This is a genomic window from Pyxidicoccus xibeiensis, assembly GCF_024198175.1.
GTDB classification, from domain to species: domain Bacteria; phylum Myxococcota; class Myxococcia; order Myxococcales; family Myxococcaceae; genus Myxococcus; species Myxococcus xibeiensis.
On the sequence record NZ_JAJVKV010000001.1, the window covers coordinates 354,261 to 367,868 of the forward strand.

Below are 13,608 nucleotides of genomic sequence, written 5' to 3' on the forward strand. Positions count from 1 at the left end.
GGGCAGCAGGGCTGGGAGCTCGTCACGGGGCCACCAGAAGGAGTCGCTCGGAGCGGGCCCGAGGCCTCAGTTAGACTGACGCGGTGAGCGATGCCCTGAATGACCTCCTCGCCCGCGCGTGCACGGCCTTCGAGCAGCGCGAGGAGGAAGACGCGCTGCGGTTCCTGCTGCCCGTCTGGCGGGAGACGCGCGCGGAGCGCATCGCCGTGCTCGTGGACCGGCTGTCCGCCCTGCTCACCGCGCGTCCGGCTCCCCGGGACTACAGCCACGTGTCGACCGGCATGGAGCTGCTGCGGCCCTGGGACCTTCCCAAGAAGCTCGGAGGGCTCTTGCAGACCGCGCGGAGTGGCCGTGCCGCGGAGCTGGCGAGCCAGCTCGACGCCTTCCGCCGCTGGCCCGCGGACCCGCGACTGACACCCGCGCTGCTGGACATCGCGCGGCTGCCCGTCGCCCAGGAGGAGCCGGCCTGCAACGCGCTGGGCAGCCTCTTCATGTCCCTGAGGGACTCCCGGGCCGTCGAAGAGCTCCATGCGCTGTGCGCCGAGCTGGGCTCCGAGAACCGCCTGGCCCAGCAGCTGCTCACCGTCATCCAGCGGACCCGCGCAAAGGAGGCGGCCGCGCTGAGCCCGGAGGCGCTGGCGCGGTGTGAAGCGCTGGACCTGGCCATCGACGCCCTGGAGACGGCCACGACGAACAGCGCGCCCGTCCGGGAGTCACTCCTGGCGCGCATCCATGCCCACCCGGAGGACGTGGACGCGCGGCTCGTGCTGGCCGACCTCTTGATGGACATGGGAGATCCGCTGGGCGAGTTCATCATGTTGCAGTGCTCACCCCAGCCCGACCCGAACCGTGTCGAAGCGCTGCTGACGGAGCACCGGGCCGAGTGGCAGGCCCCGCTGGGGCCCTCCGTCGAGACCCGGTACACCCGCTTCGAGCGGGGCTTCCCCGTGGCCGTGCGGGTGAGGGGCACCCGGACGGGGCCCCCGCCGCCTCCGCCTGGACCGGCCTGGAGCACCGTGGAGTCCATCGACTGGAGCTGGGAGGGCTCCCCGGAGGCAGCAACCTGGCTCGCGCACCCGCACCTGCGGCACGTGACCCAGCTGCGGGGCGTCTGGGCCTCGCTCGGAGAGCGGTTGGGCGCGTACCCGCTGCCGGTGCGGCAATTGGAGCTGCAGGGGCAGCTCGCCCCGTGGGTTCCCGACGTGTTCCGCTCGCTTTCGGCCCTGCCCGACCTGAGCCAGGTCGAGATTGACGAGGCGGAGGCCGCGGACGTGAGCCTGTGCGCGACCTCGCCCCTGGCCCGGCGCCTGGAGCGCTTCGAGGCGCGCGTGAGGAAGGCCTGGACCCTGGTGGCGACACCTCCGGGAGAGGTCCAGGTCGAAGTGCTGCGAATGAGAGTGCAGCAGCATCCGTACCCGACCCAGCGCGTGATGCCGGAGCTGAACGCGCAGCGGGTCGGAGAGCTCCTGGGAGCGATTCGCGCGGCGGCGGGCTTCGGTGGCCGCGTGTTGCGCCTGCATGCCCCGCATCCGCTGGAGGAGCAGGACGCCCATCAGCTGGAGCGCGCCGGGGCCGGCTACAAGCGCGTCGAGTGGGTGTGAGCCAGTAGCTCGGAGCGGGTGACGGCCTGCCTGGGACTCCGGGCAGCGGACATGCATTCCTCCAGGGTGTCACTCAGCTCGGGCGCTCGCGCCGCTGCCGCGCCACGGCCTGCGCCGGTTTCGACTCGTACCCCGGCGCCTACCCGAGCAGCTCTGACAGGGGCCCCTCGGCGATTCGCGTCGGACCTTCCGCCCCGAAGGTGTTGAAGCCGGCATCGCCCGAGGCGTGGCCCAGGGTGTTGAACAGGTTGGACACCTGGCGATTCCGCGCCTTGCCGTCGGCCGGGTACACCACCGTCCGCCCATCCGTCTTCAGCCCCAGCGCATTGCCGCCGAGGACGAGCTTGGGCCACTCCCGCCCCTCCGAGTGGTGCTGCTCGCCATTGTCGGACATCAGGACAATCACCGTGTGGTCCAGCATCGAGCCGGACGCGCCGACCTCCGGCGTCGCCGCCAGCGCGCGGGCCAGCTTCGCCACCAGGGCCACGTGCTTCCGGGTGACCGCCGCGATGCCGGTCCAGTTGCCCGCGTTGTCGATGCCGTGCTGAAGGTCATGCCGCCCGACGCTCGCGATGCTCGCGTCATAGGCCACGTCGAAGCCCGAGGTCCCCGCCGCCAGCACCACCAGGTTCGTCAGGCCGCCCAGCAGCGCGGTGGTGGCAATCTCGAACTGCGCCTCCAGCCACTTGAGGGAGTCGGGCGGAGTGCTGCTTCCCTGGAGCAGCGGGTTCACGGACGGATGGGGAGGCAGCAGCGGCGTCACCTGCGCCGCCATGCCCTGCAGCTGCGACTCCCGCGCACGCAGCGCTTCGAGCGAAGCCAGGTACCGCTCCAGCTTCGCGCGCTCGGGGGAGTTGCCCTTGAAGGTCCCGAGCGCGGCCTTCGCGTCGTCGCGGGCGAAGTCGAAGAGCATCCGGCGCTCCTGCCCCACCGCCGAGCCAGCCGAGAGCGTGCCGAAGATGGTGTTGTACGCGAGCATCGGGTTCACCAGCACGCCCGCGGGCTTGCGCGGACCGTACGCGCACGTCTCGTAGACGATGGAGGTGCGCGCGGAGCTGGTGCCCAGGCGGATGGCGTCGAAGGGCGCGGTGCGCTTGAGCCTCGGCGCCAGCACCGCGTCGAGGGTGGCCGCCGAGCCATTCACCGCGCAGCTCAGCGCCCCCGTTCCCGAGGAGTGCCCACCACCCGCAATCGTCGACGACAGCCCGAGCAACACCGCCGCCCGGTTCTCGAGGGACGGCGCTCCGCTGCCACCCGCGAGCGGCCCCAGGCACAGCGCGCTGGAGAGGCCATCGCCCGGGCGGACCAGCGCCGTCTCGGGATACACGTCGAGGAAGTTGTGCCGGGTGCCTACCCGCGAGCCGAGCGCCGCGCGAGTCCCACTGGACAGGAAGGCCTCGGGATAGATGCCATTGCACTCCAGCACCAGCACCAGCCGCATGGGCTTCGCCGCCGTCTGGGCGAGCGCCTCGCGGTAGAGCGGCGCGAAGAGCCCGGCGGCCACGGCGGACTTGAGCAGCGCGCGTCGGGTCAGCATGCTCATTCTCCCTGCGCCGGCTCGCGGCGCGTCGTCCAGGTGTCGCTGGTCATCAGGGCCCTGAGCAGGGCCTTGAACGAGCCCTGATTCGCATCGTAGGCCTGCTCCATCCGCACCAGCGTGCAGGCGTCGCTCGGGTTCTCGTCGCGGCCCATGAAGTAGCGGAAGACCTGCCGGACGAAGCAGCGCTTCACGTAGCCCGAGGCGGCGAGCTTCTCGCTGAGCTCCACGGCATCCCGCACGGGGCCATTCAATGCCGGGTCCGGCAGGTCGCTCAACGTCGCCTTCCCGTCCGGAGCCATCCAGCCACCGTCGGGGGCATGGTCCTTCGTCCGCAGGTAGCCGGCGTGGTTGTAGATTTCGAACGGGTAGCCCAGCGGGTTCATCAGCGAGTGGCAGCCCTGGCACTCACTCCCGCCAGTCGCCTCTTCCAGGCGCGCTCGCGCGTTCTTGTCCGGCGCATGAGGCCCCACCTGCGCCCGCACGCGCACCGAGCTGAGCGGGGGGACATAGCCGCAGAGCAGGTTCTCCCGCACCCACTTGCCCCGGTGGACCGCGGACGGGTCGTCCTCGAAGTTTCCGCCATGCGAGGCCAGCCAGGCCGGGTGGGTGAGCACTCCGGCGCGCTCGTTCTCCGGCAGCATCCGCCAGCGCGCCTCGCGGGTCGCGGCAAGCTCCGCGGCGGTGCCGTAGGGCTGGCCCGTGTACCGCGTGGCGTTGCCGTCGAAGCCCGTGTCCTGCGTCGCCGCGAGGTAGTACCGCCGGGAGGTCAGCAGCGTCTCCAGCACCGCGACGTCAGCCACCACCGCGCGCGCGACGAAGTCGTCCATCTGCTGAATCAGCGTCGACTCGTCGCCGTAGTAGCCGGAGAGCAGGTTGTCCCAGGCCGCGGCCTGCGCCCGGTAGCCACTCAGCTCCCCATCGTCGAAGGCGCTGGTCGCCTCCGGACGCTCCTTGAAGATGGCCTCCACCTCCGTGTAGCCCAGCCACTGGCGGAAGAAGTTCGCCACGCCATCGGCGAGCCAGTACTCGCCCCTGCGAGGACGCTCCGCCTCACCGAAGTCCTGGACCAGGTCGAAGCGGGTGCCATCCACACCGCCGACATGCTGGTCAATCAACGCGCCCACGACCTGCGGCGAGCGAATCCCTCCGTCGCGCGCCGCGTCCGCGATGTCTCCGTAGTGGCCCTTGGAGGAGGCGGAGGTGTCGGGCCACCGCCAGGTGGGGACCGCGCCCGGGGCACGCTCTCCCAGCGCATAGGTGAGCTGCTGCGCGAGCTCCCACTCACCCAGCTCGACCCGGCCGTTGCCGAGCGGTGTGCCCAGCTCCTCGCGGAAGAGCGCGCCGGTCATCAAGGTCGCCGCGGTGACGACGCGCGAGAGGCTGTGGGTCCGCACGCCCTCGCCTCCACCGGAGGGCTCCTGCGCGAGCACTGACTGGGTGAAGGCGGCCAGCCGGTCCAGCTCGTCCGCGCGGGCCGGCCGGTACATCACGCCCCGCTCCAGCAGGGTGGCCAGGTAGTTGCGGATGCAGGAGGCGCTCGGCTGCGCCTGCTCCCACATGCAGCGCAAGGACGCGTCCTCCCGGAGCAGGTCGAGCCGGTTCGAGCCGGTGTAGGGCCCGGCCCACGTCGCGCCGTACTCGTCCACGATGGGGAGGATGATCTCCACCATGGACTCATCCACCGTGTCGTCGGCGGCGTAGCTGCCGAAGGCGGAGCGTGGATTCGCGTCGAGCGGGTTGTCGTAGAAGCTGAAGCCCGTCCAGCCGCGCGTCACGGCGCCGCCCACGTTGCGGGTCCACTGCCACCGGTTGATGCGGCGAAGGCGCGTGGGAGCGTCCGAGACGGCCCCGCGGCAGGCAAAGAGCTCCTCCTGGGGAATCAGGTTCGGCGGGAGGGCGGTGTCGACGACTCCGCCGTCAGCAGGAGGGACTCCGCCATCCGAGGCGCCTCCATCCGGGGTGCCCGGCCCCTTCACGGAACCCGAGCACGCGCCGAGCACCAACAGGACTCCGGTGACGCCAGCCCGCACTCCGCGACGACGAGCGCTCATTCCGCGTTCCTCCTGAGGGAAGAGCCTACCGCCAGAAGCGGACTGAAGCGACGGAGGTTTCCTCCACGGCGAGCGCGTGGAGGAAACCCTCACCGCGCGCTACCGCTGGCGGATGGCGCGGACCTCGACGGCGATGGGCGCGTCCGGGGTGGAGCGGAGGATGCGCTCGCAGGTCGCCCCCGTGAAGAGCACGCCCTTGTCCGTCAGCTGCCAGGTGTCATCACCTGAGGCCATGGACTCTTCCTCGACGTAGACGACGACGAGCTTCGGGTCCGAAGGAAGCTGGGCGGGGTTCAGCTCAACGAGGCAGGGCACTCCCGGGAGGAGTGCACTGCTGATGGTCTCCAGGGCCTGGGCCAGCTCCGCCTGGTTGCCGGCCTGGAAGTAGCCGCGGCTGCACAGGTTGGTGGCGGGGTCGCAGGGGTCATTGGGGCCGCACGAGGTCTGCCCGGGCGCGCAGGTCCGGGCGAACTGGCCGGCCCGCGCCATGCCCTCCAGCACCGCGGGCCCGTTGCCCGCCCCCGTCTCCTTGCCGAAGCCGATGACGATGGTGGTGATGTCCTTGTCCTTCAGCTCCCGCACGGCCGTCACCGAGGCATCCATGTCCATGCAGCCGAGCTTCTCCGCCGCGCCCGCGCACGCGGTATTGCCCAGGGTGCACTTGCACAGCGTCGGGTCGTTGACGCCCGAGTTGACGTTCTGCGGGTTGCAGTTGGGGATGCCGTCCGTGAGGAGGATGACGTAGTCGTCGCGGTCCTCCGACTGGAGGGCCTCCAGCGAGCCCACGAACTGCAGGCTCAGGCTGGTGGGCGTGCCGCCCTCGGGCTGGCCGCTACCGGCGTTGGGAATGCTCTGGAGGATGCCGTTGATGTCATTCGCATGCGAGAGCAGCGAGGCGTCATCCTCGGCGCTCGGCAGCGGCTTGCGCACCGAGAGCTCGGTGGAGGGCCGGCAGAAGGGGACGATACCGCGCTCCCCGCGAGGCTCGGGATAGGTGGTCAGGCCGAAGCGGACATGGGAACCGCTGGCGGAGAGAAAGCTCGGCACGGCGCCCTGCAGCTCCGTCCAGCGGGTGGGGCAGACGGCCGGGTTGCACGGCACCGAGGTGCCGCAGACGACCATGTCGCCCCGGTCCTCCACGAGGCAGTCCGGATCATTGGTGTCCACCGGATCCGTCATCGAGCCAGAGACGTCCACGAGCATCATGATGTTCGGCTTGAGCTTGCGCGCGGAGATGGTCTCTTCCCGCGTCGTCTGGGTGATGGCGAGCGGCTCCACCGGCTCGAAGTCGTACGTCTGGCAGCTCGTGATGAGGACGCTGAGCGCGAGGGTGCTCGCGCGAGTCAATCTGGCTCGCATGGGAGAATTCCTTCCGATGGATGAGGCCCCGTCCCCAGCGTATGCGCCCGGCTCGCCTGCAACCAGCACCACTTGCACGGTGGCGCCTGTCCATTCAGCGTCACCGGCACATTACAGTAGCAATCCGCATATGAGCCACGGCCGGAGGCCTGGATGGCACCCCCGGCCGCTGCTCGGACCCGATGTGGGACTTCAGTGCCCCGGGACTTCGGGCCCGGTGGTGGGAAGCTCCACGGGCGCCGGCGCCGCCTTCCTCAGCTCCAGCCGGCGGATGACGATGTAGAAGATGGGCGTCAGCACCAGGCCGAAGAGCGTCACGCCCAGCATGCCGGCGAGCACCGCGATGCCCATAGCCTGGCGCATCTCCGCGCCCGCGCCGGTGGCCGTGGCCAGCGGCACCACGCCCATGATGAAGGCCACCGACGTCATCAGGATGGGCCGCAGCCGCAGCCGGCACGCCTCGAGCGCCGCCTGCACCACGCCCATGCCCTCGTCCTCCTTCGCGCGGGCGAACTCGACGATGAGGATGGCGTTCTTCGCCGCCAGGCCGATGAGCACCACGAGGCCAATCTGCGTGAAGATGTTGTTGTCCCCGCCCGTGAGCCACACGCCGGCAATCGCGCTCAACAGCGCCATGGGCACCGTGAGCAGCACCGCCAGCGGCAGCGTCCAGCTGTTGTACTGCGCCGCGAGGAAGAGGAAGGCCAGCAGGATGGCCAGCGGGAACACCAGCAGCCCCGCCTTGCCGGCGAGCTTCTCCTGGTAGGTGAGGTCGGTCCACTCGAAGGTCATCCCCGCGGGCAGCGTCTCCGCCGCCACGCGCTCCATGACGGCCACCGCCTGGCCCGTGCTGACCCCCAGGTTGGCCACGCCACTGAGGTCCGCGGACGGGTAGCCGTTGTAGCGCGTCACCATGTCCGGGCCGAAGGCGGGCTTCACGTCCACCAGCGAGGCCAGCGGCACCATGCCGCCCTGCTGGTTGCGGACCTGGAGCCGGCCGATGTCCTCCGGCTGCATGCGGTGCGCCGCGTCCGCCTGGACGTTCACCTGGTACGTGCGCCCGAAGCGGTTGAAGTCGTTGACGTAGAGCGAGCCCAGGTGGATTTGCAGCGTGTCGAAGACCTCGCCGAGCGGCACGCCCTGCGTCTTCGCCTTCACCCGGTCCACGTCCAGCGCGAGCTGGGGCACGTTGACCTCGAAGCCCGACATCAGCCCTCCGAGCTCCGGCTCTTTGGAGGCGCGCTGCACCAGGGCCTGCGTCGCCGCGTAGAGCGCCTCCGGCCCGTGGCCGGCGCGGTCCTCCACCTGGAGCTTGAAGCCCGCCAGCGCGCCCATGCCCGGCACCGGGGGTGGTGGGAAGACGGCCGCGAAGCCCTCCTGGATGGTGCTGAACTTCGCCTGGAGCCGCGCGGCGATGGCGTCCGCCGACAGCTCCGGTGAGCCGCGCTTCTCGAAGGTGTCGAGGATGGGGAAGAGCACGGCCGAGTTGGGCGAGGCGGCGAAGCCGTTGATGGACATGCCCGGGAAGGCCACCACGCTGGCCACGCCCGGCTCGGACAGCGCCAGCTCCGACATCCTCCGCACCACGTCCGCCGTCCTGTCCAGCGAGGCGGCCGGCGGGAGCTGGGCGATGCCCACCAGGTAGTACTTGTCCTGCATGGGCACGAAGCCCGAGGGCACGCGCGCGAAGCCGCCCCACGTCAGCAGGAGCAGGCCGCCGTAGACGACGAGCACCATGGCGCTGACGCGCACCAGCCGCTTCACCGTGGTGACGTACCGCTCCGAGGCCCGGTCGAAGAAGCGGTTGAAGGGCCGGAAGAGCCAGCGCCCCAGCGCCCAGTCCATGAAGCGCGTGAGGCCGTCCTGCTTGCCATGGTGGCCGCGCAGCAGCACGCCCGCCAGCGCCGGGCTCAGGGTGAGTGAGTTGAAGGCCGAGAGCACCGTGGAGATGGCGATGGTGAGCGCGAACTGGCGGTAGAACTCACCGGTGAGCCCGCCCAGGAAGGCCGTGGGCACGAAGACGGCCGCGAGCACCGAGGTGATGGCGATGATGGGGCCCGTCACCTCCGTCATGGCCCGCCGGGCCGCTTCCTTCGGCGTGGCCCCCAGCGCGATGTGCCGCTCCACGTTCTCCACCACGACGATGGCGTCATCCACCACGATGCCGATGGAGAGCACCAGGCCGAAGAGGGAGAGCGTGTTGAGCGAGAAGCCCAGCAGGTGCATCGCCGCCGCCGTGCCCACCAGCGACACCGGCACCGCCGCCAGCGGGATGATGGACGCGCGCCACGTCTGGAGGAACAGCACCACCACCAGCACCACCAGGAGCACCGCCTCCAGCAGCGTGGTGATGACGCTCTTGATGGAGGCCCTCACGAAGAACGTCGGGTCATAGGCAATCTGGTGCTCCATGCCCTGGGGGAAGGCGTGGCTGAGCTCCTGCATCCGCGCGCGCACCGCGGCGGACACGTCCAGCGCGTTGGAGCCGGAGGCCTGGATGATGCCGATGGCCACCGCCGGCTTGCCGTCCAGCATGGCCCGGACCGCGTAGTTGTTGGAGCCCAGCTCCACCCGGCCCACGTCGCGCAGGCGCGTCACCTGCCCGCCGTCGCCCACCTTGACGACGATGTCGCGGAACTGCTCCTCGTCCGCGAGGCGCCCCTGCGCGGTGACGGTGATCTGGAACGCGGAGCGGGTGTCCGGCTGCTGGCCGATGGTGCCCGCGGCCACCTGCACGTTCTGCTCGCGGATGGCGTTCACCACGTCGCTGGCGGTGAGCCGGCGCGAGGCGAGCTGCTGCGGGTCCAGCCACACGCGCATGCTGTACTCGCCCGCGCCCCACACCTGCACGGCGCCCACGCCGGGGATGCGCTGGAGCGAGTCCTTCACCTGGAGCATCGCGTAGTTGGAGAGGAAGAGCGGGTCGTGCTTCCCCTCCGGTGAGACGAGGTGCACCACCATCAGGATGTCCGGGGCGTTCTTCTCGGTGAGCACGCCCAGCCGCTGCGTCTCCGCGGGCAGGCGCGGCAGCGCGCGCGCCACCCGGTTCTGCACCTGCACCTGCGCGACGTCGGCGTCCGTGCCCTGGGTGAAGGTCACTGTCACCGACACCCGGCCGTCACTGGACGCCTGCGAGGACATGTAGAGCATGCCCTCCACACCGTTGATCTCCTGCTCCAGCGGCGCGGCCACCGTCTCGGCCGTCACCCGGGGGTTGGCGCCGGGGTAGGCCGCGCTCACCACCACGGTGGGCGGCGAGACGGCGGGGTACTCACTCAAGGGGAGCTGCACCAGCGCGAGCCCGCCCGTGAGGAGCAGGAGCACGGACAGCACGACGGCGAAGATGGGCCGGTCGACGAAGAAGTGGGTGAACTTCATGGACGTGCGCCTTCCTGGGACTGCGCCATGGCCACCAGCTTCGGCGCCACCTTCGCGCCGGGCCGGGCCAGGCCCTTGAGGACGATGCGCTCACCGGGGGCGAGCCCCTTGCGCACCGTGCGCAGGCTGCCCTCGCTGGCGCCCAGCTCCACGCGCCGCTGCTCCAGCGACTGGTCCGGGCGGACCACGAGCACGTAGCGGCCCTGCTGGTCCGTACCCACCGCCTGGTCGTCGATGAGGACCGTGGGCTTCGCCGCGCCCGTCTCCAGCCTCACGCGCGCGAAGAGGCCCGCGGTGAGCTTGCCGTCCGGGTTGGAGAGCACCGCGCGGGCGCGGGCCGTGCCGGTGCCGGTGTCCACCTGGTTGGCGAGGAAGTCCAGCCGGGCCTCGCGCGCGAAGCCGTCCTCGCCCAGCAGGGCCACGCGGACGGGCACGGGGTGGACGCGGCCGTCGGCCTGGCGGCCGTTGGGGCCCGCGTGCGCGAAGCGCAGGTAGGTGGGCTCGTCCACGTCGAAGTAGACGTAGAAGGGGTCCACCGAGACGATGGTGGTGAGCAGCGTCGCCCCGGCGGTGCCGCCGCTGACGAGGTTGCCCGCGGTGACGAGCGCCTGCCCCACCCTGCCGCTGATGGGGGCGCGGACCTTCGTGTCGTCGAGGTCTATCTGCGCCGTGCGCACGGCGGCCCGGGCGGACTCGACGCGGGCGCGGCTCCCCGCGCGCTCGGCCTTCAGGCCGTCGAAGTCGCTGGGGGAGATGGCCTGCTGCGCGAGGAGGCGCTCACCCCGCTCGAAGCGGCTGTCGGCCAGGGCGCTCTGCTCCTCGGCCTGCCGCAGGTCCGCCTGGGCGCGGGCGAGCGCGGCCTCATAGGTGCGGGCGTCGAGCTGGAAGAGCACCTGCCCCGCCTTGACGAAGCCGCCCTCGGAGAAGCGGACGGAGTCGATGTAGCCGCCGACGCGGGGCCGCAGCTCCACGCTCTGCACGGCCGCGAGCGTCCCGGTGAACTCCGCGCTCTCCGAGACGGAGCGCGTGACGACCTCGGCCACCGTGACCTCGGGGAGCGCCATGGCGGCGCCTCCCGGGCCCGCGGCGCCACTGCCCTCGCTCGAATCACGGGCGAGGACGAAACCTCCGACCACCAGGGGCGCGACTAGGGCCGTCCCCACCAACGCACGTCTCAGCTTCATGAATGACTCCTCTTCAGGGGCCGGGCAGCACGAAGCCGCTCGCGTCGCCGCGAGTGCGCGTCCATGCCATCCCGAAAGGTTCGGGACGGAGCAGGGCTCCGCCAAAGCTCCGCCGTCGGAGCACGGGGGTGTCCGGGGGAGCTGCAAGATGTAGGGGAAGGGCCGTGGCCCGGAGCGCTCGAGGCCTCGCGGGACTCAGGTCATGCTGCGTTGCGAGCTACAACATGGGCGCCCCTGGAGCGCGACGGCGGACGCGACGGACAGAAGGGGGTGTGAACCGGCCATGAAATGAAACATGGCGGGTTACTAATACCCCTGCCGCAAATACCGCAACGCAATTTGCAGTTTCGAATCCCCTACCCTCACCGCGTGCACCAGCAGCCGGAGATTGCATCAACAGCGGCCGGTGCTCCGGTGGGGCGGTACCTGGGTGTGACGGTGTGGCCGAGCGCAGGTCCTTAGGGGGCGTACGATTCTTCCGTCCGCCCGCGCCCGTGCCGCTACAGCGCGTGGCGCTCGAGCCAGCCGCGGATGGCGCTGGCGATTTGCTCCGGCGCGTCCTCGGGCGCATGGTGTCCCGCCGGGCCGAGCGGGACGATTTCGAGCGCCTGGAACGTGCTTCGCGCCCACTCGACGAGCTTCGGCGCGCTCAGCCCGGTGTCGCCGAAGGTCAGCAGGAGCGTCGGCTTCGCGGGTGTGCGCGAGAACCACTCGTCGTAGCGCTCGATGACCGCGACGACGTCGGCGGGCTCGCCGTCGATGGGGATTTCACGGGGCCACTGCAACAGCGGGCGTCGCGACGCCGGGTCCGGATACGGGGCGTAGTACACCGCGCGGTCGCGCTCCGCGAGGCCACTCTTGACGCCGTTCGCGAGTGACAGCGCGAGGAACTCGTTCTGCTCTAGCACCTGCTGCTCGCCCACGCCCGGCGTGCGCAGGGCCCGGAAGAGCTGCTCGCCCCGCGGCGGCCAGTCGCTCCAGTGCATCGGCCGGAGGAACGTCTCGAACACGACCACGCCGCGCACGCGGTCCGGGTGCCGCCGCGCCCAGTCCAGCGCGAGGACCCCGCCCCAGTCGTAGCCGACCAGCACCACGTCGCGCAGGTCCATCGCCTCGAACCATGCATCGAGGTACCGCGCGTGGTCCGCGAAGCGATAGGGAAGGTCGGGCTTGCCCGAGCTGCCCATCCCGATGAGGTCGGGCGCGAGGCACCGGCTCCGGTCCGCGAGCCGCGGAATCACGTTGCGCCACACATGCGAGGACGTGGGGTTGCCGTGCAGGAACACGATGGGCGAGCCCGTCCCGGCCTCGCGGTACGAGATGAACGAGTCGAGGACCTTGACGGTACGGGCCGTGGACACAGGAGCGCTCCGGGGAAGCAGCGGGGTGGAGGAATGGCACGCGACGAGCGCGCCAGCGATGAGCCAGCCGAGCAAGCGTTTCATGCCCACAGCATGCGTCCCGGGATACCTCCCTCGCCGTGATGATTCGTGAGGGCTATGCTCACCAGCCGTGAGCATTCAAATCGCATCCCTCGACCTCAACCTCCTCCTGATGCTCCACACCGTCCTCTCCGAGCGCAGCGTGGTGCGCGCGGCCGAGCGGCTCCATGTCACGCCGTCGGCGGTCAGCAATGGCCTCGCACGCCTGCGCTCCGCGCTCGGAGACCCGCTCGTGACGCGCAAGGGTCGTGGCATCGTCCCCACGCCGCGCGCCACCGCGCTCGCGCCCGCCATCGCGCGTGGCCTGCGCGAGCTGGAATCGGCCATCCACGAAGTCCCGTTCGACCCGACGCACTGCACGCGCACCTTCACCCTCGCCGTGGCCGATGCGGGGCAGCTGACCTGGGTGCCGCGCATCGCCGCCTCGATGACCGTGGAGCTGCCGAACGCGCGCCTCTCCGTGGTGGGCATCGCCTCGCTCGTCTCGCTCGGCGACCTCGCCTCGTCCCACATCGACCTGCACATCGGCCTCGCCGGACGGGGCGCGGGCCTGCACGTCGAGCCATTGCTGGAGGAGCGCACCGTCCTCGTGGCTCGCACCGCCCACCCCGTGCTCGGCAAGCGCGTCTCGGCGCGCGCGCTCGGCACGCTCCGGCACGTCGGCGTGGAGATGGTGCCGGGCAAGGGCTTCCGCGACCTCGTCGGCGCCGCGTACGCGCGCGCGGGCATCCCCCGCGAGGTCGCGATGACGGTGCCCTCGTTCACAGCAGCCGCCGCCGTCGTGGCCGCGACCGACTTCGTCGCGACCCTGCCGGAGTCGCTCCTCGCCGCGCAGGGCGCGTCCCTGGGCGTGCGCGCCGTCAACGCTCCGTTCCCCGCGCACACCGTCAAGCTGGCGCTGTGCTGGCACGAGCGGACCCATGCCGACCCCGCGGCGCAGGCCTTTCGCGGGCTCGTCCGCCGTGCCGTCCTGACAGCGCGCCAGGCCTGAAGCGCGGCGGTGGCTGGCGACATCGGCCCCTGGTGGGATTCCACGATTCGTCCCCGTGCTCC

8 protein-coding genes are annotated in these 13,608 nt (G+C 71.0%); 2 read left to right on the forward strand and 6 right to left on the reverse strand.

Annotated features, from left to right (window positions below):
* Positions 1 to 83 precede the first annotated feature (83 nt).
* On the forward strand, positions 84 to 1,601 hold the full coding sequence (locus LXT23_RS01400; RefSeq protein WP_253978224.1) for a TIGR02996 domain-containing protein: 1,518 nt from the start codon (positions 84 to 86) through the stop codon (positions 1,599 to 1,601).
* Positions 1,602 to 1,740: 139 nt separating this feature from the next.
* Here the strand turns inward: LXT23_RS01400 and LXT23_RS01405 are convergent, their stop codons facing one another.
* The 6 genes from LXT23_RS01405 to LXT23_RS01430 form a co-directional block, all read right to left on the reverse strand.
* Positions 1,741 to 3,138, reverse strand: a complete 1,398-nt coding sequence (locus tag LXT23_RS01405) for a DUF1552 domain-containing protein (protein ID WP_253978225.1) — start codon at positions 3,136 to 3,138, stop codon at positions 1,741 to 1,743.
* A gap of 2 nt (positions 3,139 to 3,140) precedes the next feature.
* Entirely contained in the window at positions 3,141 to 5,192 is a 2,052-nt protein-coding gene (locus tag LXT23_RS01410; protein ID WP_253978226.1) for a DUF1588 domain-containing protein, read from the reverse strand.
* Between the two features lie 99 nt (positions 5,193 to 5,291).
* Positions 5,292 to 6,551 (reverse strand): adventurous gliding motility lipoprotein CglB, encoded by a 1,260-nt coding sequence (cglB, locus tag LXT23_RS01415; protein WP_253978227.1) that lies wholly within the window; start codon positions 6,549 to 6,551, stop codon positions 5,292 to 5,294.
* A 192-nt stretch (positions 6,552 to 6,743) separates the two neighbouring features.
* Entirely contained in the window at positions 6,744 to 9,929 is a 3,186-nt protein-coding gene (locus LXT23_RS01420) for an efflux RND transporter permease subunit (protein ID WP_253978228.1), read from the reverse strand.
* Positions 9,926 to 11,113, reverse strand: coding sequence for an efflux RND transporter periplasmic adaptor subunit (locus tag LXT23_RS01425; RefSeq protein WP_253978229.1), 1,188 nt, complete (start codon positions 11,111 to 11,113; stop codon positions 9,926 to 9,928). Before LXT23_RS01425 ends, LXT23_RS01420 begins: the two co-directional genes overlap by 4 nt.
* Before the next feature lie 500 nt (positions 11,114 to 11,613).
* Positions 11,614 to 12,558: a haloalkane dehalogenase gene (locus LXT23_RS01430; RefSeq protein ID WP_253978230.1), complete on the reverse strand. Its 945-nt coding sequence runs from the start codon at positions 12,556 to 12,558 to the stop codon at positions 11,614 to 11,616.
* A 67-nt stretch (positions 12,559 to 12,625) separates the two neighbouring features.
* On the opposite strand from LXT23_RS01430, the gene LXT23_RS01435 reads away from it, so the two are divergent.
* Complete coding sequence (locus LXT23_RS01435) at positions 12,626 to 13,546, forward strand: LysR family transcriptional regulator (RefSeq protein WP_253978231.1); 921 nt, start codon at positions 12,626 to 12,628, stop codon at positions 13,544 to 13,546.
* Positions 13,547 to 13,608 lie beyond the last annotated feature (62 nt).

Excerpts from the sequence above, each read along its gene's own strand:
- LXT23_RS01425 (WP_253978229.1), bottom strand. The coding sequence starts at position 11,113 with ATGAAGCTGAGACGTGCGTTGGTGGGGACGGCCCTAGTCGCGCCCCTG.
- LXT23_RS01420 (WP_253978228.1), bottom strand. The coding sequence starts at position 9,929 with ATGAAGTTCACCCACTTCTTCGTCGACCGGCCCATCTTCGCCGTCGTG.
- LXT23_RS01430 (WP_253978230.1), bottom strand. The coding sequence starts at position 12,558 with ATGAAACGCTTGCTCGGCTGGCTCATCGCTGGCGCGCTCGTCGCGTGC.
- cglB (WP_253978227.1), bottom strand. The coding sequence starts at position 6,551 with ATGCGAGCCAGATTGACTCGCGCGAGCACCCTCGCGCTCAGCGTCCTC.
- LXT23_RS01405 (WP_253978225.1), bottom strand. The coding sequence starts at position 3,138 with ATGCTGACCCGACGCGCGCTGCTCAAGTCCGCCGTGGCCGCCGGGCTC.
- LXT23_RS01410 (WP_253978226.1), bottom strand. The coding sequence starts at position 5,192 with ATGAGCGCTCGTCGTCGCGGAGTGCGGGCTGGCGTCACCGGAGTCCTG.